The organism is Curtobacterium sp. BRB10 (assembly GCF_031844325.1).
Classification (GTDB): Bacteria; Actinomycetota; Actinomycetes; order Actinomycetales; family Microbacteriaceae; genus Curtobacterium; species Curtobacterium poinsettiae_A.
In genome coordinates this window covers 529583-555299 of the sequence record NZ_JAUZVA010000003.1, presented here as the reverse complement: position 1 = coordinate 555299, position 25717 = coordinate 529583, and the positions used below count along the sequence as shown (strand labels likewise).

The window sequence follows — 25717 nt, the reverse complement described above, 5'->3', positions numbered from 1 at the left end:
GACGGCCCGTCCACAGGGCAGGTTGGAGGGACAGGCTCCGCGGTAGGGTTGACGGGTCATGACTGCGCCATTCACCACTGCCTCCGGCTCCGACATCCGCGTCCGCTTCTGCCCGAGCCCGACGGGGACCCCGCACGTGGGGCTCATCCGCACCGCGCTCTTCAACTGGGCCTACGCCCGGCACACCGGCGGCAAGCTCGTGTTCCGCATCGAGGACACCGACGCCGCCCGCGACAGCGAGGAGTCGTACGCGCAGATCATCGATGCACTCCGCTGGCTGCGGCTCGACTGGGACGAGGGCGTGGACGCCGGTGGTGAGCACGGACCGTACCGGCAGTCCGAGCGCACCGCGATCTACGACGACGTGATCGCGAAGCTCAAGGAGTCGGGCCACATCTACGAGTCCTTCGTCACGCCGGACGAGATGGAGGCCCGCAACAAGGCCGCTGGTCGTGACCCGAAGCAGGGCTACGACAACCACGAGCGCGACCTGTCCGACGCTGAGCGCCAGGCGTTCCGGGACGAGGGCCGGGAGCCGGCGCTCCGTCTGCGCGTCCCCGACCGCGACCTGAGCTTCGACGACCTGGTGCGCGGCGAGATCACCTTCAAGCAGGGCACGTTCCCCGACTTCGTGGTGGTCCGCCCGAACGGCAAGCCGCTCTACACGTTCACGAACCCGGTGGACGATGCCCTGATGGGCATCACCCACGTGCTCCGGGGCGAGGACCTGCTGTCGTCGACCCCGCGCCAGATCGCGCTGTACGAGGCGCTGTACGAGATCGGCCTCGCCCCCTCCATCCCCGTGTTCGGGCACCTGCCGTACGTGATGGGGGAGGGCAACAAGAAGCTCTCGAAGCGTGACCCCGAGTCGAACCTGTTCCACCACCGTGCCGCCGGCATGATCCCGGAGGGACTCGTCAACTACCTGGCGCTGCTGGGATGGTCGATCGGCCCCGACCGCGACGTGTTCTCGATCGACGAGATGGTCGCGGCGTTCGACGTCACCGACGTGAACCCGAACCCGGCCCGCTTCGACCACAAGAAGGCCGAGGCGATCAACGGGGACCACATCCGTCTGCTGGCGCCGGAGGACTTCCGGTCGCGTCTGCTGCCGTACCTGTCGGAGTTCATCAGCGACCCGGCGACCCAGGAGCAGCTCGAGGTCCTGACCAAGGCGGCTCCGCTCGTGCAGGAGCGAATGCAGCTGCTCGGCGAGGCACCGGCGATGCTCGGCTTCCTGTTCACCTCCGACGCCGACCTGGTGGTCGAGGACGACGCGCTGGCCTCGCTCAAGGGCGACACGGCAACGGTCCTGACGGCGAGCACCGCCGCGCTCGAGGGTGTCCAGGACTGGACCACCGAGGCCATCGAGGGTGCGCTCCGTGCGGCCCTCATCGACGAGCTCGGCCTGAAGCCCCGCGTCGCCTTCGGCCCGCTGCGGGTGGCGGTGTCCGGACGCCGGATCAGTCCGCCGCTGTTCGAGTCGATGGAGATCCTGGGCAAGGCGTCCACCCTGACCCGGCTCCGTGCCCTCGCGGCGCGCTGACCGATCATGGGCAGCACGGAGCACGCCGACCCGGTCGTGCACGACGTCGCGGTCATCGGCGCCGGTCCGGCCGGGCTGAGCGCTGCGCTCAACCTGGTCCGGGCGAAGCGCACCGTGCTGCTCGTCGACGCGAACCGTCCCCGGAACGCCGCGACGCTGCGGTCGCACGGGTTCCTGACGCGGGACGGGATCTCGCCGCTCGAACTCCGGAAGCTCGGGCGGACCGAGGTCGAGGGGTACCCGGAAGCGACGGTCGTCCAGTCCGTCGTCGATCTGGTGGCCCCGGACGCCGACACGAACACCTGGCGGGTGCACGGCTCGTGGCGCGGCACCGAGCTCGAGACCCTCGCCCGGACGGTGGTCGTGGCGACGGGGCTGCGTGAGGAGTTCCCCTCGCTGCCGATGCTGCGTGCGTTCTACGGCACGGCTGTGCACAGCTGCGTCGAGTGCGATGCGTACGACAAGGCCGGACAGCCGCTCGCGTTCATCTGCGAGACCGACGACCTCGTCGACCGCGCACTGCTCATCGCCGCGTGGACCGACGACCTGATCGTCTACACGAACGGGGTGGCGCCCCTCGATGCCCCGGGTCGCGCTCGGCTGTCGGCCGCTGGGGTCGTCGTGGACGAGCGGGTCGTGGAGGACCTCGAGGGCGATCGCTCCGGGATGACCGGCGTCAGGCTCGCCGACGGCCACGTCGAGCCCCGGACGGGTGGGTTCGTGCGTCCCGTGTGGCACGCGGACCTCGACTGGCTGCGCGCGAGCGCCAGCGCTGACGCGGCCGCCGACACGCCCGAACCGCTCGAGGGGCTCCAGCGCGACACGCAAGGACTCCTCGTGGTCGACCGGGTGGGCCGGACGTCCGTCCCTGGGCTCTACGCGGTGGGAGACGTCACGCCTCCCGGGCCGGAGCAGCTCATCGTCGCCGCCGGACACGGAGCCGTGACGGCCGCCGCCGTGCACCGAGACCTGGTGGGTGGTCTCGCGGACCTCCGGGATGCTGTATAGTAGTTGATCGTGCCCCGGGTGACCGGGCCAGAAGGCCGACAGGCCTTTTGGGGTATGGTGTAATTGGCAACACAGCGGTTTCTGGTACCGTCGTTCTTGGTTCGAGTCCAGGTACCCCAGCACTCGACGAACAGCCCCCGGGACAACCCGGGGGCTGTTCTCGTTCCGGGCTGTTCTCGTTCCGAACGTCGCTGGTTCCGAGCATCCCCATCGGGGATGCAGGGCCGATCCACGGTCACACCACGGCTGATCGGGAGGTTGCGCGGAACCGCACGATCTCCGAGCCGGTCGAGCTGACGCGCGGGAGGCGCCCACGGCGGTGGTCCGGTCGTTCCGGAGGCGTACCGTCCGTGGCGGGCGCAGGCCGCGCCTCCCGGCCGGGTTGCGGTTCCCCGCACCGGGCCGTCACCTGCTCGCGGGCGGGGAGAGCGCGGTCCTACGGTCGGAAGACCGTCGCGGGAGTCGTGGCGGTCCGCTGCTGAGCACCCGAGGTGTCATCGTGACCTCCGTCGACCCGCTGACGACCGTCGATTCCTGGACCCACCCCGCAGCCGTGCCCGCGGCGGCCGACCACTCCGTGCTGGACCGCTGGGACCGCGTGGTGGCACTCCGGGGCGACGCCGCCGCGCTCGCGGGGGACGGCCGTCCGTACACCTACGCCGAAGCGGACCGGGCCTCGCGCGCGCTGGCTGCAGCCCTGGCCGTGACGCTCCGACCCGACGACCACAGCGGCGCCGGCGTCGGCGACGCCCCGGGCGGGGCCTCGAAGCCGGTCGGGCTGATGGCGGGACAGTCGACCGAGGCCGTGATCGGCATCCTGGCGCTGGTGCGTGCCGGACGGACCGTGGTGGTGCTCGACGACCACCTGCCCGCCGCACGCCTGGTGCACGTGGCCCGCCTCGCCGGCGTCGACGAGATCCTGGCCGACGCCGAGCGTGCGGTGCTGGCCGCCGACGTCGTCGCTGAACGGGACGGCCGGGTGCACGCACTCGGCGAGCTGCTGGACGCGAGCGAACCCGGCGCGGCTCCGTCGTTGGACACCGCCCGGGCGCAGCCCGGTGGGCGGGACCCCTTCGCCATCGTCTTCACCTCCGGCTCGACCGGCATGCCGAAGGGCGTGGTCCTGACGCACCGGCAGCAGATCGCCAACGCGGAGCAGGACGCGGCCGCACTCGGCCTGGGCCCGGGCGATCGGCTCGGTGTCGTCCTGCCGCTGTCGTTCGCGGCCGGGCTCCTGTTCTCGTTCGACACCTTGCTCTGCGGCGGCACCATCGTGCTGCTCGAACCGCGTGAACTCGGTGTCGAGCGGCTGCTCGGGCGGTTCCGGGACGACGACGTGAACGTGCTCGTCTGCACCCCGCACCTGCTGCGCTCGATCATCGGGTCGCAGAACGCGCCCGGGTCGCACGGAACGGCCGCCGGGACCGCACCGGTGCTCGGCGGCCTGCGCTTCCTGATGACCACGGGCGAGTCCGTCACCGGCGCCGACCTCGCCGCGGCCCGACCCCACCTGGACCCGGACACGCTGCTCCTGAACGCCTTCGGCTCCAGCGAGACCGCCTGCGTCGCGTACTGCCCGGTGGCCCCGGGGGAGCCGGTGCCTGAGGGCGTCGTGCCCGCCGGGTGGCCGTTGCCCGGCAAGACGGTGCTCGTGCTCCGTGAGGACGGCAGCCCTGCCGACCCGGGGGAGACCGGCGAGCTCGTCGTGGTCTCCGACGCCCTGACCGCGGGCTACTGGGGCGCGCCGGAGAAGACCGCCGAACGGGCCGGACGCACCGGTGAGGCCGAAGCCGGTGCCGGCATCCCCGTCGGGACCCCGAGCTGGCGGCAGGGCGACCTGGCACGCATCGACCCCGACGGCCGGCTCGTGCTGCTCGGCCGATCCGACGACGCCGTGAAGGTCCGCGGCTACCTGGTCGAGCCGAGTGAGGTCGAGGCGACGCTCCGCGCGGTCCCCGAGGTGCACGACGCGGTCGTGACGGCGCAGGTCGACCCCGGTTCCGTCACCCGGCTCGTCGCCTACGTGGTCGGTCGCCCGGGGCACCGCACCCCGGCACCGGGCGCGCTCCGACGGGCGCTCCGTGCGCGGCTGCCCGAGTACATGGTGCCGGCGTCGATCGTGCCGATGACCGAACTGCCGCGGAACGAGCGGGGCAAGGTCGACCGCGCCGAACTCCCCGGGGCACCGAGCGTCGAGACCGAGATGGCCGAGGGCGAGTACGACCAGTGGGAGCTCGTCGTGGGGCAGATCTGGGCCGAGGTGCTCGGCCTGCGCGGTGTGCACCTGGACGAGGACTTCTCCGCGCTCGGGGGCGACTCGCTCTCGGCCGAGGAGATGCTCGCCGTCGTGCAGGACCGGCTCGGCGTCGACCTGCGGTCCTCGGACGTGCTGCAGCACCCCACGCTCCGGGCGTTCGCCCGACGGGTGCGCAGCGGCACGACGGCGCTGCCGAGCCACCCCGACGTGGTCAAGGTGTCCGGCGCGCGCGAATCCGGCCGTCCCCCCGTGTTCTGCTTCGCCGGCGGCGGAGCGCTCGCGCTGACGTTCCTGCCGTTGTCCCGCTACCTGCCCGAGCACGACGTGTACGCGTTCCAGCAGCACGGCCTCGAGCGTCGGGGGATGCCGGACTGGAGCATCCAGGCCAGCGCCCGCCGGTACGTCGCCCTCATGCGCATCGTGCAGCCACGCGGACCGTACCTGCTGGTCGGCCACTCGCTCGGTGGGCTGATCGCGCTCGAGATCGCCCGACTGCTCACCGAGAGCGGCGAGCAGGTCGAGCACGTCGCGCTGCTGGACACCTACCTGCCGCGGACGGGCGCTGAGGGGGTCCGACAGCAGTTCGGCCGGCTCGAGCCGCGCGAGCACCGGAACCCCGCAGTCCGCGCCGCCGGCGAGCGCCTCGCCGGGGCCGTCCGGCGGGTCATGCCCACGGGCATGTCGTGGGGCGACCACGTCGCGAAGCGGATGCGCGCCTACAGCGCCGGTGTGCTGCGGCACGGCGGCCAGAAGGACTTCGACGCCTTCTTCGACCAGGCCGAGCTCGTCACCCGGCGGCACCACCCGACGCCGTTCCACGGGCGGGCGACGTACGTGCTCGCCGACGCGAACCCGGACGCCGCCGGCTGGTCCGCGCTGCTGCGCGGCCGGACCGAGACCGTGCGGATCGCCGCCGAGCACAGCTCGTTGCTGCGGGAACCGCACGTGGCCGACCTCGCGACCGCGCTGCGTGCGGCGTTCGCGACGGAGGGCGCGGCCCGGATCTGAGACGGTCGACGGACGGGAGGCCCGGTGCCAGCTGGCACACCTCCCTCGCAGGCTCGGTCGGCGCGCCCCGCGCAACGCTTCGCGTTGCCGCTCTGCGGGGCGCGCCCGTCCGTCCGTCCGTGCGTCCACGGCACGTGGCCGCGCGGTGTTGCGGGTTTCCGTATCCACGGCCGAGTGTCCGCAATGGACCACACCGCGCATTGACCGCCTGTCACCCCGCGACGATGGTTGGACACGCGGGGAGAGTACCCATCCACCTGCGAAGCCGGCGGCGTCGTACCCGCGTCCCGCTGCTCGACCGACGACGGTCACCGTCGTCGATGCGTCATCCGAGGACGCGCCGCTCGTCTCGACGAGCCACCACCCGACAGCAACCCTGACCCGACAGGACCGCGCCATGCCCGCACGTACCGTCCGCCCTGCAGACCCGAGGGTCTCCGTCGTCATCCCGGCGCGGAACGAGGCCCGCAACCTCGAGATCATCCTCCCGAAGCTCCCGCCGGTGTACGAGGTGATCCTGGTCGACGGCAACTCCGTCGACGACACCATCGCAGCCGCCCAGCGCGTGATGCCCGACATCCGCGTCGTCCACCAGACCCGCAAGGGCAAGGGCAACGCCCTTGCCTGCGGGTTCGAGGCCGTCACCGGCGACATCGTCGTCATGTTCGACGCCGACTGCTCCGCGGACCCCGACGAGATCCCGCGGTTCGTGCAGGCACTCGTCGACGGCGCCGACGTCGCGAAGGGCACCCGGTACTCGCTCGGCGGTGGCAGCGACGACATCACGATCGTCCGGAACATGGGCAACCGCGGCCTGAACATGCTCTGCAACATCATCCTCGGCACCCGCTACAGCGACCTCTGCTACGGCTACAACGCCTTCTGGGCGGACGTCCTGCCGGAGATCGGCCTGCTGTCCTCCGAGCTGCCGAAGCCGACCGACGGCTCGATGCTGTGGGGCGACGGGTTCGAGATCGAGACCGTGCTCACCTGCCGCTGGTCGGCCGCCGAGCTCGCGATCACCGAGGTGCCGAGCCACGAGAAGCTCCGCGTGCACGGCTCCAGCAACCTCAACGCCGTGACCGACGGCATTCGTGTGCTGAAGTCGATCATGCACGAGCGTCGCCGCGCCGCGATCGGCCGCTCAGAAGTCCGCCGTGCCGCAATGAGCGTCGTGCCGCCGGCCGAGCAGCTGGCCGCCGCGCCGCACGCCGCGCCGCACGCCGCGGCGCCGCACGCGGCCCCGGCTGCAGCGCACGCGACGGTCCACGCGGCCGGGCACGCCCCGGCCGGCGCACCCGTCGCCGCTGTCGCCAGCCTCGAGGAGGAAGTCGCGTGACGACCGTCGCGGTCGTCATCTGCGCCTACACCCAGCAGCGCTGGGGTGACCTGCAGGACAGCGTCGAGTCGGCCAAGCGCCAGCCCGAGGGCCCCGAGGTCGTCGTCGTCATCGACCACGAGCCAGAACTCCTGGCTCGCGCCGCCGCGCGCTGGCCGGAACTCCGGGTCGTCCCGAACACCGAGGACCGCGGACTCTCCGGAGCCCGGAACACCGGTGTCGCCCTGACCGACGCCGACGTCGTCGCGTTCCTGGACGACGACGCCACCGCGGACCCCGACTGGCTCGGGCACATGCTCACCGCACTCGAGGACCCCGACGTCGTCGGCGTCGGCGGTCGGGCCACCCCGTCCTGGCCCACCGCCACCGGTGCCGGCCCCTACGCGGACGAGCTCCTCTGGATCGTCGGCTGCTCGTACCGGGGCCTGCCGGAGACCCCCGGCGACGTCCGCAACGTCATCGGGTCGAGCATGGCGTTCCGCCGCGACGCGATCCTGCTCGCCGGCGGTTTCCGCTCCGGCATCGGCCGCGTCGGCAACCAGCCGCTCGGCTGCGAGGAGACCGAACTCTGCATCCGCATCGCCCAGGCCCGTCCCGGTGCGCGGATCCGGTACGAACCGCGTTCGAACGTCTCGCACCGGGTCTCCCCGGACCGTGTGACGATGCGCTACCTGCGCCGCCGCAGCTACTACGAGGGCATCTCGAAGGCCGTGCTGAGCCGTCGGGTCGGCACCGGCGACTCGCTCGCGAGCGAGTCGACCTACCTGACCCGGGTGATCCCGGGCGCCGTGCTGCGCGAACTGCGTCACGTCGGTCGTGGCGGAGGCCTGCGGGCGTACGCCATCGCGCTCTCCGTCGTCTCGACGGTCGCGGGCTACGCCGTCGGCCGGGTCCTCGGCACCGTCGTCGTGCGGACGCCGCCCGCGCCCGCCCCGCTCCCGCAGCCGGTGGGCACACCGTGACCCGCGCGACCCTGGCGATGGTCCTCTCGCCGGTCGTGACCGGGCCGCTCGTCCCCACCTGGGACGGCGCGCTCTGGGTTGGCGAGGTGGACCGTGCCGACGTGCACGTGTCGAGCCACCGGGACGTCATCGCCCTGCAGGGATCTGCCGGGTACGGGCGAGCACGCCTGCTCGTCCGCGACCACGGCGAGCCGCTCGGCTTCGTCGAGGCCGAGATCACCGAACGCCGCCGCATCGGCGGCACCATCGATGTGCGTGCGCTGCAGCGCGCGATCCGGCCCATGCCGGCACCCGAGCGTCGGCCGGCAGCAGGTCTGGTGCTGCCGTCCGTCACCGTGGTGCTCTGCACGGACGGTGCGGCCGGCACGACCATGCGGTCGGTGCTCGCGAACGGGCACCCCGACTTCGACGTCGTCGTCGTCTCGCACGGCGCCGACGACGGCGGCGTGGCGACGGTCGACATCGGAGGACGTCGCGTCACCACCATCCCCGCGCCCGACGGCGGGCTCGCCGCCGCGCGGAACGCCGGTCTGCTCGTGGCGACCGGCGACGTCGTCGCGTTCGTGGACGAGGGCGCCATCGTGGACGGCGCCTGGATCGCCGCGATCGCCCGCGCCTTCGCGACCGACCCCGACGTCGCCTGCGTCACCGGACTCGTCCCGAGCGCCGAGCTGCGCACCCCCGCGCAGCGCTGGCACGACGACCGCACCGCGGCCGGCCGGACCGTCCGCCGTCGGGTGTTCCGCCTCGACGACACCGACGACGCACCCCCGCACCACCCCTTCGCCGCCGCTGCCTACGGCACCGGTGCGAACCTGGCCGTGCACCGTGCGACCGCGCTCCGGATCGGCGGCTTCGACACCGCCTTCGGACCGGGGACCCGCGTCGGCGCCGGCGACGACCTCGACCTCTTCACACGACTGTTGTTCGCCGGATCCGCGATCGCCGTCGAACCGGCCGCCATCGCGTGGCAGCGATCGGCGGACGACGTCGCGTCGCTCCGCGCCGCCGCTGCCGCGCACGGCCACGGACTCGGAGCCTGGATGACCAAGAACGCCATCGACCGCGAGTCGCTCACCGCATCGGTGGACGCAGCGCCCGAGGCGCTCAGCGCCTTCGCACGACTCGGCCTCGAGCAGGGCGACCGTGTGACGGACATCGCCGGCGACCAGCCCGGCACCGGTGAGGACCGCGTCCCGGACGCGGTCGACACCGAGTTCGCCGCCACCCGGCGGCGACTGCGCGGGGTCGAACGTCGCTCGGTCCTGGCGGCGCCGTTCCTCGCACTCACCGAACGGCTGCGTGGCGGCGGCACCATCGACCGGAACGCCCGCGGCCGTCACGAGCTCAGGCACGGCCTGGCCTCGGCCGGTCCGGCCCGCCCGGCCGCGGTGGACGCCATGAGCCCGGTCGCGCGGCTCACCGCAGCGGCGATCGTCGTCCTGACGCTCCTCGTCGCCGGGGTCGCGGCGCTCGCCGGACTCCCGGTCCTGCGGGGGAGTGCGATCGGCGTGTACCTGTTCGCGCTGCTCGGCGTCGCCCCGCTGCTGCTCGTCCGCCCGATGCCGTTGGCCCGGTTCAGCGTCTTCGCGGTCACGGCGTCGCTCGTCGGGACGATCGCCATCGGCTACACGATGGCGACCTTCCAGCTCTGGAACCCCACCGCACCGTTCGTCGGTGTCGTCGTGCTCACCGCGGTCGCCCTCGCCGTCGCCGTGCCGCGGGACGTCGCCGAACTGCAGCGGGCGCGCCTTGCGCCGGTTGCCGAGGGGGCAACCGCCCGCCGCTGGACCACCACCCACACCGTCACGGCCGGCTCGGTCGTCGGGCTGCTCATCATCGTCATCGCCGCGCTCACACACATCGGCGACCCGGTACCGGACGGGCTGTTCGGCTCGCTCGGCCCCGGCCTGGTCGTCGGACTGGCGATCGTCGTCGCCGCTGCCGTCGTCGCCCTGGTGCGCGACCGCGGACTCGCGATCCCGGTCGTCGTGCTCGGTGGGGCGGTCCAGCTCGCGCAGGCCATCACCTACGGCATGCCCACCGTCATGGCGGCCGCCCGCCACATCGGCGTGCTCGAGTACATCCGACGCTGGGGCTCGACGAACCCGGCCGCCGACATCTTCCAGACGTGGTCCGGGCTGTTCGCCGGCGGCGCCTGGGTCGCGGACGTCGGCGGGATCGACAACGCGATGACCATCGCCGCGTGGGTCCCCGTCCTGCTGGCCTTCAGCACGACGATCGCCGTGGGGGTCCTCGCCGCCAACTGGCTGCCGGGCAACCGCCGCCCCTGGATCGCGGCGTTCCTGACCGCGATGACCGGCTCGCTCAACACGACGTACTTCTCGCCGCAGTCGGTGGGCATCCTGATGTCCCTGGTGATCCTCGTGCTGGCCGTCGGCCCGCTGCGACGCACCGCCGCGACCGCTGCGGACGGCGTCCGCTCGACCGTGCTGCGGGCACGCCGCGTGGGCCTGTCCCGGATCATCGCCATCACCGTGATCGGCATCGTGCTGGTCGTCACCCACCAGATCTCGCCGTACCTGACGGTCGCCGCACTCGTGACGCTCATCGTGTTCCGGCTGCTCCGACCCTGGTGGCTCCCGATCGTGGTGCTCGTGCCGGCCGTCGGCTTCGCCCTGCTGAACGACGACATCCTCGGGAAGTTCCTGTCCCTCGGGGCCGTCGGCAAGGTGCTCGACAACGTGCAGCCGCCGTCGCACGACATGACCGTCCTGCCGAAGCCGCTCGTCACCCGGCTCGCGTTCGACATCCCCGCAGCGGCGCTCGTGGTGCTCGGCCTCGTCGCCCTGATCACGGTGCTGATGCGCCGGGACCGCGTGCACTGGGGGCTGCTGGCCACGGCCGCGAGCCCGATCTCGCTGCTCGTCGCGACGAACTACGGCCAGGAGGGCATCTTCCGCGTCGTGCTGTTCGCCACACCGTGGATCGCGATCCTGGCTGCGGGCCTCCCGATGCCCAGCGGCCGGTTGGCTCCCGTCGGTCGCCTCCTCACCCGCACGATGCGACCCACGGCCGTCCAGGTCGTCGTCGCCGCAGCTGCGGTGGCCGCGATGGTCGGGGTCGGCGCCTTCGGCCAGACCGCCCTGGACTGGAACCGCGTCCCGACGCGCAGCCAGTCGGCGGCGACGCAGTTCTACGACTCCACCGCGCCGAAGGGTTCGATGATGCTGCTCACCGGGTCGGCCAACGCCGTCCCGAGCAACACCGGCGCCCGCTACTTCGACGTCGGGGCACTGTCCCGCGAGGTCCTCGGGGCGTACCCGGAGCCGCAGGGCTACGACGCCGAAGCCGACGTGTCCACGATGACCCGCCAGTTCGTCCTCGACTGGCCGGCGACGAAGTACTACGCCCTGGTCGCCGAGCCGTTCGGCGCCTACGACGAGCGCTACGGCTACCAGACCGACGCCGACTACCAGGAGCTCGCGGCCGCGATGGCCGACTCGCCCTACTGGAAGCGCGTCTTCGGCTCCGGCACCACCGCCGTCTACGAACTGACCCGGGAAGGGCTGGCACATGCCACGAACTGAGCACGACACGGTCCGGACCTCCCGGCGGACGCGGCGCATCGGCGCCGCGTCCGCCGCGGCGGTGCTCGGCCTCGTGGCGTTCGTCGTCCCGACGCTCACCGCGACCGGTGGAGCGGCGCTCGCCGACACCACGACCGGACAGTCGTCGGCGTCGGGGGCCGCCGCCGGTGCGGACTGCAGCGCCGGCCGGGTGCTCACGATGGTGGCGCACGCCGACGACGACCTGCTCTTCTCGGGCACCGAACTGCGCGCCGACGTCGACGCGGGCAAGTGCGTCCGCTCCGTCGTCGTGACGGCGGGCGACGCCGGCAAGCCCGCCTGGTACTGGCAGGCCCGTGAGGACGGCCTGATGGCCTCGTACGCCGAGATCGCCGGCGTCGACGCGGACTGGACCACCGGTCAGGTCGTCGTGGCCGGGAACACCCTGCGCACGGAGACACTGGCGACGCATCCCGAGCTCAGCCTGGTGTTCCTCGAGCTGCCGGACGGGAACATCGACGGGTCGGGCTTCGCGGCCACCGACGACGAGAGCCTCGAGAAGCTCTACGAGGGCCACATCCCGACGATGCACACCGTGGACGGGGCATCGCAGCCGACGTCGTACTCGCTCACGTCCCTGCGCGCGACCTTCGCCGGGCTCGTCACCGGGTACGCGCCCACCGAGATCCACACCCTCGACCACGGCGGCACGTACGGCGACGGCGACCACAGCGACCACCACACCGTCGCGTACCTCGCCGACGAGGCCCAGGCGACGTACACCGCGGCCCACACCTTCACCGGGTACCTCGGGTACCCGATCGCGAACCGCCCCGCGAACCTCAGCGCCGCGCAGGCCGCCGCGAAGGCGGCCGCGTTCTTCGCCTACGCCGCGTACGACGGTGAGACCTGCGGTTCCACGTCCGCCTGCGCGTCGCGCCCGGAGGGCTCCTGGCTGAGCCGGCAGTACGCCGTCGGCTCGTCGGCCGAGCCCCCGACCGACCCCACCGACCCGACCGAACCGCTGCCCGCGGAGGGCACCGATGTCACCGCCGGTGCGACCGTCACCGCGAGCGCCGAGAACCCGGCGGACGGCCAGACGGCCGTCAAGGCCGTCGACGGCGTGGTGAGCGGGTACCCCGACGCCCCGACCGCCGAGTGGGCAGCTCCGTGGGGCGGCGTCGGCACCTGGATCCAGCTGGGCTGGGCAGCCGGCACGACCCTGCACGAGATCGACCTCGCCGACCGTCCGAACGGCGACGACCAGGTCACCGGCGGCACGCTGACGTTCTCCGACGGTTCGAGCGTCGCGGTCCCGTCGCTCGACAACGGCGGCGCCGTGCAACGCGTCACGTTCAGCGCCCGGCAGGTCAGCTGGGTGCGCTTCACGGTCGGTTCGGTCAGCGGTACGACCCGGAACGTCGGCCTCGCCGAGATCCGGGCCTTCCGGCCGGCGGACACGACGCCGACACCGACGCCGACGCCGACGCCCACGCCCACCCCGACGCCGACCCCGACGCTGTCGGACGTCACCGGGTCGGCCACCCCGACCGCCGCGTGGGACGACCAGTCCACCGGGCAGACCGTCGCCAAGGCGGTGGACGGCGTCGTGTCGGGCTACCCCGACAACCCGACGGCCGAGTGGGTCGCCCCGTGGGGCCGGAAGGGGGTGTGGATCCAGCTGGACTGGGCCGCCTCGCAGCACCTCGGTCGGATCGTCCTGCACGACCGCCCGAACAGCTCGGACCAGGTCACCAGCGGCACCCTGACGTTCTCGGACGGCAGCCAGGTCGCGGTCGGCACCCTGCCGAACGGCGGCGACGCCCTGACGGTCGACTTCACCCCGCGTGACGTCACCTGGGTGCGCTTCACGGTGACGGGCGTCTCGGACAGCACGGGCAACGTGGGACTCTCCGAGGTCCGCGCGTGGACGACCGGGTGACCGACGAGCAGGGTGACGGCCAGGAGGCCCGCCCCACGTGGTCGGAACACGTCGCCGACGACGCGGCATCGGCCCACGGCGCCCCACCGGCACACGGTCGTGGCCTGTCCCGGCACCGGCCGCCGCGGCGCCCCGGCACCCGCCGGACCGCGTTCGCGGCCGGCGCCCTGCTCGTGGCTGTCGGCATCGTCGCCGGCACCACGACCGCGACCACCACGGCGAACGGTGACGACGTGACCCTCGACGACCCGAGCGGCGTCTCGATGCCGAGCTCCGAGCCGGAGGGGTGGACCCGGGTGTTCGGCGAGGACTTCGCCGACGCCGCCACGAACCGGACCTTCGAGTCCCGGTACTCGGACCGGTTCGTCGCCTACCACGGGTTCGCCGACACCGCGGGGACGGGGCGCTACCAGGCGTCGACCCTGTCGACGCACGACGGCGTGCTCGACGTGCGCCTGCGCACCACGCGCGCCGGGGTGCCGCTGGCGGGCGGTGTCGTGCCGCTCGTCGACGGCGAGTGGGGCGGGCAGACCGCCGGCCGGTACAGCATCCGGATGCGGAGCGACGAGGTCGACGGGTACGGCGTCGCCGTGCTGCTCTGGAGCGACGAGAACCTGTGGTCGGACGGTGAGATCGACTTCCCCGAGGGAGCGCTCGGCGCGCCCGCGTGGCTCAACGTGCACTGCCTGGCGGACCCCGCCGAGAAGTGCATCCACCAGCAGACCGAGGCGTCGCTGCAGGACTGGCACACCTACACGATCGAGTGGACCGCCGACCGGATGTCGTTCCTGGTCGACGACGAGGTCGTCGGCACCACGACGGAGAACATCCCGACGGCTCGGATGCACCTGGTGGTGCAGGCCGGGTCGAACGCCGGGAACCCGCCGGCGGACGCCGCCGGGTCGCTCCTCATCGACTGGATGACGATCGACGTGCCGGCGGACGGTGCCGAGCCGAGCGCGTCGCTGCCGGACGACACCGCGACGACGGTCCCGGACGACTGAGTGGTCCCGAACGACCAGAGCGGTGCCGACCTGGTCGTCGGCACCGCTCTGGTCGTCGTCGTCCGTCAGTGCTTCGCGTGCGCCTCGAGCGCCCGGAGCAGCGCCGCGACGTGCCGCTCCCGACCGTACCGGTCCCGCACCCAGGCGCGGCACCGGTCCGCCAATCCCGGTTCGGCCTCGGCGGCGTGCAACGCCTCGATGACCGTGTCGGCCAGCGCTGCGGTCTCGGTCGGATCGACGGTGAAGCGTGCCCACTCGCCGCTCAGGATCTCGGCCGTGCCGCCGGTCGCCGCCGCGACGACGGGGCGTCCGGTGGACATCGCCTCGACGACCACGCGGCCGAACCCCTCGGGCTCGATGGAGGGCGCCACCACGACGTCCGCGGCGTGCAGCAGCGGGACGACGTCGTCCCGCTCGGGCACCACGACGACGGCACCCTCGGGCAGCGCGGCGATCGCGCGGTGCACGGCGGGGGCGTCCTCCGGGTAGAGCGCACCGGCCAGGACGAGCACCGGAGCCGGGGCGGGCGGTGTGCCGGGCCCGACGAGGACACGGGCCGACGCGTGGACGCGCCCCCATGCCTCCAGGAGGGCCAGCACGCCCTTCGACCGCGTGAGCCGACCGTAGTACAGCACCACGGGGCGGTCCTGGTCGAGGCCGAGTGCCGTGCGCGCGCTTCGCGTGCTCGCAGCGGTGGCGGCGGGGAACGCCGCGGTGTCGACGCCGTTCGGGACCACGTCGACCCGGTCCGGCGGAGCACCGACTGCGGTCCAGGCACGTGCCATCGCCGCCGAGACCGCCAGGTAGCGGGACCGCCCTCCGGCGAACGGGCCGAGCCGACGGTAGTTCGGGGCGTGGTGCAGGTGCACGGCCAGGGGGACGCCGGACACGAACGACACCACGCGGCCCCACGGCAGGAACTCCGGACGGTTCAGCCACAGGACGTCGGGACGCGACCGGCGGAGGCGCAGGCCCTCGCGGACGAAGCGCAGCACGTCCGTCGGGGCGGAGCGGATGCCGAAGCGGTAGTCGCGGGCATGACGCAGTCGGACGCCCAGCTGGTCGAACACCGCGCGGCCCGCGTCCGGGTCGCCGTCCGCGCCGGCACGGTGCCACACCTCGACGTCGTGGCCGGCCGCGACGAGCTCGCCGACGTCCTCGACGACGCAGCGTTCGACGCCGCCGGTGATGGCGAGTCCGTTGGTGGCGACGACGACACGCAGCGGACGGGAGGTGGGACGGGTCATGCGGATCCTCCGCGAGCGAGTTTCAGGCGACGGAAGAACCAGGGCAGGCACGCGGCGACGCCGACGACGCGGACGATGTTCCAAGCGAGGTCCTGCGGGGGCAGGAGCGAGGCCGCGGCGACGACGATCGCGATCGCGATGGCCAGCAGCACCCGGCGTCGGGGACCGCGCCACTCGCGGCGGTCCGGCAGGGAGGCCTGCTGCAGCGCAGCGAGGACGGCGTAGGCGATGACGGTGGCGATGCCCGCGCCGACGATGCCGGTCAGGGGCACCAGCACCAGGTTCGCCGCGATGTTCACGACGCCGGCGACGGCACCGATGACGCCGACCGTCACCCCGCGGCGCTCGACCAGCAGGAGCCGGCCGGTCGCACCGCTCGCGACCACCGGGAACGCGGTCAACGCGACCACGAAGACGACGACGGTGAGGGACTCGACCCGGTACGACGCCGGTGCCAGGATCGGCAGCGCCACCGGCGACACGAGCGTGACCGCGACGAGCACAGGGGCGAGCAGCATGTAGAGCTCGTCACGGGCGTGCATCGCGAGCCGGCGGCGGGCCACGGCGTCGCGGAGGGCGGCGAAGTGCGGCGCCCAGGCCTGGTTCGTGAAGGTCAGCAGCAGGATGACCGCGGAGCCGACGACGTAGGCGATCTGGTAGCGGGCGACCTCGTCGGCACCGAGGAGACGCTGCACGACGAGCCGGTCACCGGCGTTCAGGACGAAGTACGACAGGCTGCCGAGCGCGATCGGGACACCGAGCTTGAACGCCCGGACCGTGGTGCGGTGGTCGAACAGACCGCGGAACCGCGGCTTCGTGGCGACGATGCCGATCACCATCGCGGCGCCCTGCGCCACGACCCCGCCCCACGCGTACGTGGTGGCGTCGGCGTGCACGGCGGCGAGCAGCCCGAGGCCGATGATCGACCCGCCGACGGACGACAGCAGGCTCGTGACGGCGAACACGCGGATGCGGTCCTGGGCGACGAGCAGCGCGAGGGACAGCTGCACGATCGCGGCGGGTCCGGTCCAGAGCACGGCCACCAGCAGCAGCGGGTGCTGATCGACGAAGCCCGCGGCGTCCCCCCAGAGCGGGATCGACACCAGGGCGAACACCGTGACGGTGACCGCGGTGACCATGCCGACGAACACCAGGCCGCGGGCACGCCGGTCGTCGCCGTCCTCGGCGCGCTGCAGCACCGACGCCTGGTCGATGCCGCACACGGCCACGACCACCAGCGCCTGGTACAGCGCGATCGCCGAGGCCAGCACGCCGAACTCGGCCGGCGGCATCAGGTGTGCGAGCACGGGGGAGATCAGCGAGCTCACGACGAGCTGCATCGACCAGACGACCACGTAGAGCAGGCCACGGCCGAACAGGACGGACGATCCGCGTGCGACGGCGATCGAGTCCGTGTCGGTGGACAGCGCGCCGGGGGCCGCCGGCTGCACGGACGCCTCGAGCTCGTCGTCGTCGGGCTGTGCCGCCAGCGCAGCCGCCTCGGCCGCACGGGCCTCGCGTCGGGTCTGGGGGACGGTCACTGCGCCACCACCACCGGCTGGTCGTCGGCGGACGTGCGGAGCCCGAACGTCGCGTCGACCACGTCGAGCAGGTCGGTGCTGCGCGACGTCGAGAACTTGCGGGCGAACACGTACGGCGTCGACTGGTCGGCCGACGTGCGACGCTCCAGCAACCGGCCGGCGTCCTCGATGCCGAGCCACGGCGGGCTCTTCTGCTTCGTGCCGTCCCACCCGATCCACCAGAGCGGCTGCGCCGCGTGGGCGTCCGTGAAGTCCGGGGTGAACTCCGGGGTCAGCAGGACCGACGGCACGAAGGTCTCGTCGCCGATCCACACGCGCTCCCAGAACGCCACCAGGTCGGGGCGCTGGTCGAACACGTCGACGACGCCCTGCGCGTGGTGGCGGGCCAGGACCTTGAGCTGCGAGCCGCCGCCGAACACGACGTCACGCGGGACGCGTCGGGGGATCGGCAGGCGCAGCATGTGCTTCCGCCACGCCCAGTGCCGGAAACGCACGCGCGACCGACCGCCGTCCCGACCCCACGCGGGATGCGGCAGCGGCGTCGCCTCGACGAACGACCGGCCGGGGTTCGCCGCCAGGAGCGCCGAGATCTCCTCGGCGTCGGCCAACGGGTAGTCGCTGCCCGTCAGCAGGGCCACGTGCGTGGCGTCGGTCCCGGACAGGGCGGCGCGGTAGCCGGCGACCTCGGCCTCGACGTTCTCCCACTTCGCCCATCCGGTGCGCATCCGCGGCAGCACGTGCACCCGTTCGGGCAGGCCGGCGGTCATCGCCTCGAACGCGTCGTCGTCGGTGCTCGCGTCGCAGTGCAGGAACACCGGGAACGGGTCGAGCGCCGCCACGAGCCGACGGACGTGCGTCGGGTCCTCGTGGGCGAGGACGATGCACGCGAGCGGCGTGGGAGTGATGACCATGTCCGCGACGCTAAGCGGGCCCACGAACACCGACAAGGGCGGTCGGGACCACCTGCGGGGGAACGGCGGTTTCCCGCAGGAGCCCCCCGATCGAGGGGGATCGGGTCAGCGGGCGCGGCGGAACTTCGGGCAGTCGCAGAGCGCGCAGTCCGTGCCCGGACGGTAGTGCTCGTGCGCCGCCTGGGCGTGCCCGCAGGTGCCGCACGCGGCGTCGTCGGCGTCGAGGTGCACCACCACGAGATCGGACGCGTCGGGGTCCGGCACCAGTCGCAGCGTCGGGCGTGGACGCCTGGTCAGGCCGAGCCGGTCCATCGTGCGGGCCAGCGGCATGCGTCCTCCTCGTGTCCGGCGGGGACCGGGGTCGCACCGGCGGGTCGACCGGCGTCTCCCGCGAGTCTAGTGGCGGCAAACCGCAGCCTCCCCGCATCCTCCGAGCATCGCGGTTGACCCCCTGTCGACGCGCGCGGACCATTGCCACGTCCACCCGACCAGACCGGCCCGACGGGACGACCATGACCGACCAGACCAGCACCGCGGAACGAGCCCTCACACTCGACCCGGCGATGCCCTCGCCCGACGCCCCCACCTGGGCCGGAGCTGCATGGGTCGGCGCCGTCGACCGGTCCGCGGCGCTCGCCGCCGGCACCGTGCGCCTCGCCGGCGCCGACGGCTTCCGCCGCGCCCGCCTCATGGTGCGCGACGGCCGCGACGTCGCCGGGTTCGTCGACGTGCGCGTCGACGACCGCGGGGCGGTGGACCCGGCCGAGCTGGGACCGGCCCTGCGTCGGTTGCCCGCACCGGGCCTCGCGGTCGACGCCCCCGCGGACGGCGCACGCGTCTCCGTCGTCATCGGGACCCGCGAGCGTCCCGTGGCGCTCGCCCGCGCCGTGCGCTCCGTCCTCGACTCCGCGTACGACGACTTCGAGCTGTTCGTCGTCGACAACGCCCCCGTCACCAGCGGCACGCGCGACGTCGTGGCGGCGATCGACGACCCGCGCCTGCACTACGTCCTCGAAGCACGCGCCGGCGTCTCCCGGGCCAGGAACGCCGGACTCGCCCTCGCCACGGGTGGCATCGTCGCCTTCATCGACGACGACGTCGTCGTCGACCGCCACTGGATGGCCGCCATCGCCGCCGCCTACGAGCGCGACGCGGACGTCTGGTGCGTCACCGGACTCGTCCCGAGCGGCGAGCTGCGGACCCCCACCCAGCGGTTCTTCGACGAGCGGGTGACCTGGGCGCGGAACCTCGAACGCCGGGTGTACCGCACTGCAGCACCACCCGTCGACGAGCCCCTGTTCCCGTTCACGGTCGGTGCGTTCGGCACCGGCGCGAACATGTCCGTGCGGCGCGACGCCGTCCGGCAGCTCGGTGGCTTCGACGTCGCCCTCGGCCCCGGCACCCGTGCCCGCGCCGGTGAGGACCCGGACCTGTTCACCCGCGTGCTGCTCGCCGGCGGGGCGCTCGCCGTGGAGCCCTCGGCCGTCGTCTGGCACGAGCACCGCAAGGATCGTGCCGCGTTGCGCTCGCAGGCGATCGGCTACGGCACCGGGCTCGGCGCCTGGGTCACGAAGCTCGTGCTGCGTCCGTCGACCGCGTTCGCGGTGCTGCGGCGTGCGGTCGGGGCCCTCCGGCGGCTCGGCGCGCTCGGGCAGGGCGCCGACGAGCGCCCCGTCGACGCGAGCGGCGGCTGGCCCGTCGACGCCGAGTTCACCGAGGCGACGCGCGGGCTCAAGCGCGCCGAGCTGACGGCCGCGCTGGGCGGGCCGTGGCGGTACGTGGCCGGGCGGCTGACCGCACGCTGAGGTGCGGGGCGGGCGCGCTGGGCGAGGCGGGCGGGGGCGCACCCGGTTTGCGACAAGACGGTCGTCGTACGACAGGTGTCTTGTCGCTCGTTGCGTGCGCAACGCACGGACGGGAGGCCCATGGCGACGCTGCCACGGGCCTCCCGTCCGTCGGGTGGTGCGTCTACGGTCGGAAGCGGCCGGCCTCGACGTCGCGCCAGCGGCGTCGGCTGCGGAACCAGGCGGCCGGGCCGGCGGGGAACCCGCGCAGCTCGTGGTACGCCAGGGTCTTCGGGATGCGCGTGGTCGAGGCGTCGTTGGTGACCTCGGTCGCGGCGTCGCGGCGCCCGGCCAGACGGGACAGCATCTGCTTCGACTTGACCTTCGCTGCGAGCGGCATCAGGCGGGCCAGGACGGCGACGTGCCGTTTGTCCTTCGCGGCCAGCGCGAACATCAGCGCGGTGAACCCGACGCCGTTGCCGTGCAGCTGCTTGTGCAGGTCCTCGATGGTCTGGCGGTGCCGGTGGTGCACGACTGCGCGCGGCTCGAAGCCGATCTTCCCGCCGCGCCACAGCGTCTCGATGAACATCGCCAGGTCCTCGCCGCCGCGGGCGGGGGAGCCGGCGCCGAGGGTGTGGTCGAAGCCGCCGACGGCCTCGATCAGGGTTCGGCGGTAGGCCATGTTCGCGCCGGCGCCGTACGCGCCGATGCCGTAGACAGCGAAGTGCTTGAGGACCTCGCCGGACGGGGAGACCGCAGTGACGCGGGCGTGCCGCATGGTGCCCTGGACGTCGTCGGGGACGATCGTGACGGGCGAGAACGTGCGCTCGGCGCTGAACCCGCCGTAGTACGCCTCGTACCAGATCTGCGCCGGGGTGGTGAGTTCGCTCGGCAGGATGACACCGGTGACGGCGTCCAGGCCGGGCTCGCTGACGAACCGGGACCCGATGGCGCGGAGCCACTGCGGGTCGACGCGGACGTCGTCGTCGGTGAAGGCGATGACGTCGCCGGTCGCGGCGGCGACGCCGGCGTTCCGGCCGGCGGACAGGCCGGGGCGGCGCTCCTCGACCAGGCGGACGTTCCGCCCGGCGAGCATCGCGGGCAGGGCGTCGCCGGCGGGGACGCGGACGCGGTTGTCGACGAGGATGACCTCGTGCCGCGGGTAGTCGAGGTGCTCGAGGACGTCGAGCAGCCTGCCGAGGTCCTCGACGCGGTCGACGACGGTGGACACGACGACCGAGATGGTCGGCAGGTCGTCGTCCGACACCGCGGGGACGTCGGCCAGGACGGTCTCCTGCAGCGCCTCGAGGGCGCGGGCCGCGTCGGCCGGGTCGTCGGTGAGCCGTACGTCGAGGGTGCCGGTGGGGTGGCCGCCGCGGTAGCCGATCACCATGGCGGACTCGCCGGTCTCGTCGGCGACGAGGCGGGGGAGCGGGGCGTCGAGGTCGACGCCGATGACACGGCGCGGTGCAGGCACGGTGTCGGCGGTGTGGAGGGTGGCCATGTGGTGGACGCTACGTGGAGCCGTCGGCACGGACAACGGCGCGGGTCCCCAGTGGCGGGGTTCGTGCGGGGTTCCGCAGCGCCGTGCGTGTGCCCTCCTCGGGGGTGAGCGCTCACCCAGGAAGCCACGGGAACCTCATGGGTCACGCTCAGGTCACGGAACCGATGCAACCGGTTGCGCTCCCGCTGGTCCGGGCGTAGTTTCCTCCACCAGCAGGCAGCGGCGCCTGCTCCAGGGCAGTGTCGTCGAACCCGGTCGATGCCCCCTGGTGATCTCAATGAGGAGACATCGCTGTGAAGACAACACGCTCCAGGGTGCGGTTCGCATCCGTCGCCGGGGTCGCCGTCATCGGCCTCGTGCTCACCGGCTGCTCGAGCGGGAGCTCCGGCGCCGGTTCGGACGACGCCGAGAGCGGCCAGGACAGCCGCGGGCCGATCACCTACGTGCAGGGCAAGGACAACTCGAACGTCGTCCGCCCGCTCATCGCGAAGTGGAACAAGGCCCACCCGGACGAGAAGGTCACCTTCAAGGAACAGTCCGACCAGGCCGACCAGCAGCACGACGACCTCGTGCAGCACTTCCAGGCGAAGGACGAGAACTACGACGTCGTCGACGTGGACGTCGTCTGGACCGCCGAGTTCGCCGCGAAGAGCTGGCTGACGCCGCTGACCGGCGACATGGAGATCGACACCTCGAAGCTCCTGCCGTCGACGGTGAAGACCGCGACCTACAACGACACCCTCTACGCCGCACCGCAGACCTCGGACGGCGCGCTGCTCTACTACCGCAAGGACCTCGTCAAGACGCCCCCGACGACGTGGGACGAGATGATGGACGACTGCAAGATCGCGAAGGACGCCGGCATCGGTTGCTACGCGGGGCAGTTCGCGAAGTACGAGGGACTCACCGTCAACGCCTCCGAGGCGATCAACGGCTCCGGCGGTTCGGTGCTCAGCAGCGACGGAGCGCCCGACGTCGACACCGACAAGGCGAAGGCCGGCCTGCAGAACCTGGTGGACGCGTTCGAGGACGGGAACATCCCGGCCGAGGCGATCACCTACCAGGAGGAGCAGGGCCGCACCGCGTTCGAAGCCGGCAAGCTGCTGTTCCTGCGCAACTGGCCGTACGTCTACAGCCTCGCCAAGACCGACGGCTCGTCGAAGGTCAAGGACACCTTCGGCATCGCGCCGATCCCCGGTGCCGACGGCGTCGGTGCCTCCACGCTCGGTGGGCACAACGCGGCGATCAGCGTGTACTCGAAGCACAAGGCGACGGCGCACGACTTCCTCGAGTTCCTGACCTCGGACGAGACGCAGAAGTTCTTCGCGACCCAGGGCTCGCTCGCCCCGGTCGTCGGTGACCTGTACACCGACCCCGAGCTGACGAAGCAGCTGCCCTACCTTCCGACGCTGCTCAAGTCGATCGAGTCGGCCGAGCCGCGACCGGTCACGCCGTTCTACCCGGCGGTCACGAAGGCGATCCAGGACAACACCTACGCGGCGCTCAAGGGATCGAAGTCGGTCGACGAAGCCATGCAGGACATGCAGGACGCCCTCAAGTCGGCGACCAGCAGCTAGCGGCTCACGCCGCTTGATGGACGGGAGGCCCGTGGCGGGTCCGCCACGGGCCTCCCGTCCGCCCCCTACTTGCGTTCCGACACCCCCGGCAAGGAGGCCGACACGTGTCAGCAGCAACCGAGATCCCCGCAGCCATCCCCAACCCGACGGGCATGGAACCGAAGCGCCGACGGCGCAAGGGCGGACTCAACGCCGAGCACGGCCGCTGGGCCGTGTACCTCATCGGCCCGACGATCCTGCTCCTCGCGATCGTCATCGGCTACCCGGTCGTCAGTGCGATCATCCAGTCGTTCCAGCTCGACCAGGGCCTCGACAAGGCCACCGGCCTGTTCGTGCAGGGCGGGTTCGCCGGCATCACGAACTACGCGCACTGGCTCGGTCAGCAGTGCGGCAACGTCACGTGTCCGCCCGGCAGCCTCGGTTCCCAGTTCTGGGTGTCGATGGGCAACACGTTCTTCTTCACCGTCGTCACCGTGCTCGCCGAGACGGTCATCGGCGTGTGGATGGCCATCATCATGAACCGCAACTTCAGGGGCCGTGCCCTCGTCCGTGCCGCGATCCTGGTGCCGTGGGCGATCCCGACGGCCGTCACCGCGAAGCTCTGGTACTTCATCTTCGACGCGAACGGCGTGCTGAACCACGTCCTCGGGCAGCAGATCCTGTGGACGAGCGGCGAGTGGGCGTCCCGGTGGGCGGTCATCATCGCCGACACCTGGAAGACCACGCCGTTCATGGCGCTGCTCATCCTGGCGGGGCTGCAGCTGATCCCGGAGGAGGTCTACGAGGCCGGCAAGATGGACGGCGCGTCGACCTTCCAGCGCTTCGTGCTCATCACGCTGCCGCTGATCAAGCCCGCGCTCATGGTCGCGATCCTGTTCCGCGTGCTCGACGCGCTGCGCATGTACGACCTACCCGCGATCCTGACCGGCGGTGGCGGTGGTTCCGGCAACGCCACCACGACCCTGTCGATCCTGGTCGTCGAACAGATCCGGCAGGGCTTCAACTCGGCGTCGGCCCTGTCGACGATCACCTTCCTGGTGATCTTCATCGTGGCGTTCGTCTTCGTCCGGTTCCTCGGCGCCAACGTCGTGCAGACGCAGGCCGCCCAGCAGAAGGGTGAACTCAAGTGACCCTCGCAGCAGACCGCCCCCGGTCCACCGCAGCAACACGCGACCGCGCCGTCGACCGCACCGAGGTGCGCGTCCGCCGCGACACCGGGCCGCGCGTCCGAACGGCCGTCCAGGCGATCGTCATCGCCGTGTGGTGCCTCCTGCCGTTCTACTGGATGGTGGTGACGAGCTTCCGCGACGTCGGCTTCACGTTCGACGCCACCCCGTGGCCGACCCACGTCACGCTCGACAACTACGCGACGGCGTTCTCCACGTCGCTCGGCAACCACCTCGGTCGGGCGCTCGCCAACAGCCTGCTCATCGGCGGCGTCGTGACGATCATCGCGCTGCTCGTCGGCACCACGGCGGCGTACGCCCTCGCCCGGCTCGAGTTCCGTGGCAAGTCGCTCATCGCCGGCGCGATCCTGGCCGCGTCGATGTTCCCCGGCGTCGCCCTCATCTCGCCGCTGTTCCAGCTGTTCACCGACATCGGGTGGATGGGGTCGTACCAGGCGCTCATCCTGCCGAGCATCTCGTTCGTGCTGCCGCTGACCGTGTACACGCTCGCGTCGTTCTTCCGCGAGATGCCGTGGGACCTGGAAGAAGCAGCCCGGATCGACGGGTGCACCCGGGTGCAGGCGTTCCGGCGGATCATCCTGCCGCTCGCCGCACCCGCAGTGTTCACGACGGCGATCCTGGCGTTCATCTCGAGCTGGAACGAGTACCTCATCTCGTCGCAGCTCTCGAGCGACGCGACACAGCCGGTGACCGTCGCGATCGCATCGTTCGCCGGGTCGCAGCCGCACCAGGAGCCCTACACGGCGGTGATGGCCGCCGGCACGATCGTCACGATCCCGTTGGTCATCCTCGTGCTGATCTTCCAGCGGCGCATCGTGGCGGGGCTCACCGCCGGCGGCGTGAAGGGCTGACGACCGTGGCCCAGCGCGGACCCACCCGTCCCACCGCCCACATCGAAGAGGCGATCGGCTTCGTCGGCATGTTCGGCGTCCTGTTCCTCGGCGTCACGGTGTTCTGCGAGCTCACCGGGCGACCGGCACTCGGCTGGGCGCTCACCCTGCTCGTGTGCGTGCTCGGCGTCGTCGCCCTGGACCGGTGGCGTGTCGCCGTCCTCCGCCGGACCGCGGCGCAGGGCGGCACGGGTGGATCCGCACCCCGGGGCGTCGGCGCTGCGCCCGCGGTCGCCCCGGTGCGCACGTCGGTCACCGACCCCACCGGTCGCCGCCCCCGACCCGGCGCGGACGGACGGGTGCACGAGCACGCCGGCTGGGACGAGGTCGCTCCGGCTGCACGACGGCCGGCGCGCACCGCACGCGTGCCGGAACACCGGGCGGACCGCGGCGTGTCTGCGGTGGCGGCCCGACGGGGTGGACCCGACGCACCGGCGGACGTGACGCACGGCACGGACGGCTGACGGGCCTCCCGGGTCG

The 25717-nt window shown here is 72.5% G+C and carries 18 protein-coding genes and 1 tRNA gene; 14 read left to right on the top strand and 5 right to left on the bottom strand.

Going from position 1 to position 25717, the window contains the following annotated elements; all coding sequences use genetic code 11:
• Nucleotides 1-58 precede the first annotated feature (58 nt).
• The 9 genes from gltX (at nucleotide 59) to Q9R26_RS09405 (ending at nucleotide 14596) form a co-directional block, all read left to right on the top strand.
• Nucleotides 59-1546: a glutamate--tRNA ligase gene (gene gltX / locus Q9R26_RS09445; protein ID WP_311227120.1), complete on the top strand. Its 1488-nt coding sequence runs from the start codon at nucleotides 59-61 to the stop codon at nucleotides 1544-1546.
• A 6-nt stretch (nucleotides 1547-1552) separates the two neighbouring features.
• The gene (locus Q9R26_RS09440) at nucleotides 1553-2554 is read left to right on the top strand and encodes an NAD(P)/FAD-dependent oxidoreductase (protein WP_311227119.1); all 1002 of its coding nucleotides are present in this window, start codon (nucleotides 1553-1555) and stop codon (nucleotides 2552-2554) included.
• A 48-nt stretch (nucleotides 2555-2602) separates the two neighbouring features.
• Nucleotides 2603-2674, top strand: a tRNA-Gln gene (locus Q9R26_RS09435).
• Nucleotides 2675-3053: 379 nt separating this feature from the next.
• Complete coding sequence (locus tag Q9R26_RS09430) at nucleotides 3054-5819, top strand: alpha/beta fold hydrolase (protein ID WP_311227118.1); 2766 nt, start codon at nucleotides 3054-3056, stop codon at nucleotides 5817-5819.
• 397 nt (nucleotides 5820-6216) lie between these two features.
• Complete coding sequence (locus Q9R26_RS09425; RefSeq protein WP_209135419.1) at nucleotides 6217-7158, top strand: glycosyltransferase family 2 protein; 942 nt, start codon at nucleotides 6217-6219, stop codon at nucleotides 7156-7158.
• Nucleotides 7155-8120, top strand: coding sequence for a glycosyltransferase family 2 protein (locus Q9R26_RS09420; RefSeq protein WP_182067156.1), 966 nt, complete (start codon nucleotides 7155-7157; stop codon nucleotides 8118-8120). Before Q9R26_RS09425 ends, Q9R26_RS09420 begins: the two co-directional genes overlap by 4 nt.
• A complete protein-coding gene (locus Q9R26_RS09415) occupies nucleotides 8117-11671 on the top strand; it encodes a glycosyltransferase (RefSeq protein WP_311227117.1) in 3555 nt (1184 codons plus the stop codon). Before Q9R26_RS09420 ends, Q9R26_RS09415 begins: the two co-directional genes overlap by 4 nt.
• Nucleotides 11658-13592, top strand: coding sequence for a PIG-L family deacetylase (locus Q9R26_RS09410; RefSeq protein WP_311227116.1), 1935 nt, complete (start codon nucleotides 11658-11660; stop codon nucleotides 13590-13592). Before Q9R26_RS09415 ends, Q9R26_RS09410 begins: the two co-directional genes overlap by 14 nt.
• Nucleotides 13589-14596 carry a glycoside hydrolase family 16 protein gene (locus Q9R26_RS09405; RefSeq protein WP_311227115.1) on the top strand — a complete coding sequence of 336 codons (1008 nt, stop codon included), beginning with the start codon at nucleotides 13589-13591 and terminating at the stop codon, nucleotides 14594-14596. Before Q9R26_RS09410 ends, Q9R26_RS09405 begins: the two co-directional genes overlap by 4 nt.
• Nucleotides 14597-14661: 65 nt before the next feature.
• Here Q9R26_RS09405 and Q9R26_RS09400 read toward each other — a convergent pair whose 3' ends face one another.
• The 4 genes from Q9R26_RS09400 to Q9R26_RS09385 form a co-directional block, all read right to left on the bottom strand.
• On the bottom strand, nucleotides 14662-15843 hold the full coding sequence (locus Q9R26_RS09400) for a glycosyltransferase family 4 protein (protein ID WP_311227114.1): 1182 nt from the start codon (nucleotides 15841-15843) through the stop codon (nucleotides 14662-14664).
• Complete coding sequence (locus Q9R26_RS09395) at nucleotides 15840-17384, bottom strand: lipopolysaccharide biosynthesis protein (protein ID WP_182067069.1); 1545 nt, start codon at nucleotides 17382-17384, stop codon at nucleotides 15840-15842. The genes Q9R26_RS09400 and Q9R26_RS09395 overlap by 4 nt, the downstream gene beginning before the upstream one ends.
• Nucleotides 17381-18295, bottom strand: coding sequence for a beta-1,6-N-acetylglucosaminyltransferase (locus Q9R26_RS09390; RefSeq protein WP_311227113.1), 915 nt, complete (start codon nucleotides 18293-18295; stop codon nucleotides 17381-17383). The genes Q9R26_RS09395 and Q9R26_RS09390 overlap by 4 nt, the downstream gene beginning before the upstream one ends.
• Nucleotides 18296-18400: 105 nt before the next feature.
• Entirely contained in the window at nucleotides 18401-18625 is a 225-nt protein-coding gene (locus Q9R26_RS09385) for a hypothetical protein (RefSeq protein ID WP_123312254.1), read from the bottom strand.
• 182 nt (nucleotides 18626-18807) lie between these two features.
• Here Q9R26_RS09385 and Q9R26_RS09380 point away from each other — a divergent pair, with 182 nt between their 5' ends.
• Nucleotides 18808-20100 carry a glycosyltransferase family 2 protein gene (locus Q9R26_RS09380; RefSeq protein WP_311227112.1) on the top strand — a complete coding sequence of 431 codons (1293 nt, stop codon included), beginning with the start codon at nucleotides 18808-18810 and terminating at the stop codon, nucleotides 20098-20100.
• 163 nt (nucleotides 20101-20263) lie between these two features.
• Here Q9R26_RS09380 and Q9R26_RS09375 read toward each other — a convergent pair whose 3' ends face one another.
• The gene (locus tag Q9R26_RS09375) at nucleotides 20264-21583 is read right to left on the bottom strand and encodes a glycosyltransferase family 2 protein (protein WP_209135432.1); all 1320 of its coding nucleotides are present in this window, start codon (nucleotides 21581-21583) and stop codon (nucleotides 20264-20266) included.
• A 293-nt stretch (nucleotides 21584-21876) separates the two neighbouring features.
• On the opposite strand from Q9R26_RS09375, the gene Q9R26_RS09370 reads away from it, so the two are divergent.
• From Q9R26_RS09370 to Q9R26_RS09355, 4 genes are all read left to right on the top strand, one after another.
• The gene (locus tag Q9R26_RS09370) at nucleotides 21877-23160 is read left to right on the top strand and encodes an ABC transporter substrate-binding protein (RefSeq protein WP_311227111.1); all 1284 of its coding nucleotides are present in this window, start codon (nucleotides 21877-21879) and stop codon (nucleotides 23158-23160) included.
• A gap of 152 nt (nucleotides 23161-23312) precedes the next feature.
• Nucleotides 23313-24290, top strand: coding sequence for a sugar ABC transporter permease (locus tag Q9R26_RS09365; RefSeq protein WP_311227131.1), 978 nt, complete (start codon nucleotides 23313-23315; stop codon nucleotides 24288-24290).
• Between the two features lie 65 nt (nucleotides 24291-24355).
• Nucleotides 24356-25198 carry a carbohydrate ABC transporter permease gene (locus Q9R26_RS09360; protein ID WP_311227130.1) on the top strand — a complete coding sequence of 281 codons (843 nt, stop codon included), beginning with the start codon at nucleotides 24356-24358 and terminating at the stop codon, nucleotides 25196-25198.
• A gap of 5 nt (nucleotides 25199-25203) precedes the next feature.
• Nucleotides 25204-25701: a hypothetical protein gene (locus tag Q9R26_RS09355; RefSeq protein ID WP_209135437.1), complete on the top strand. Its 498-nt coding sequence runs from the start codon at nucleotides 25204-25206 to the stop codon at nucleotides 25699-25701.
• Nucleotides 25702-25717: the final 16 nt, after the last annotated feature.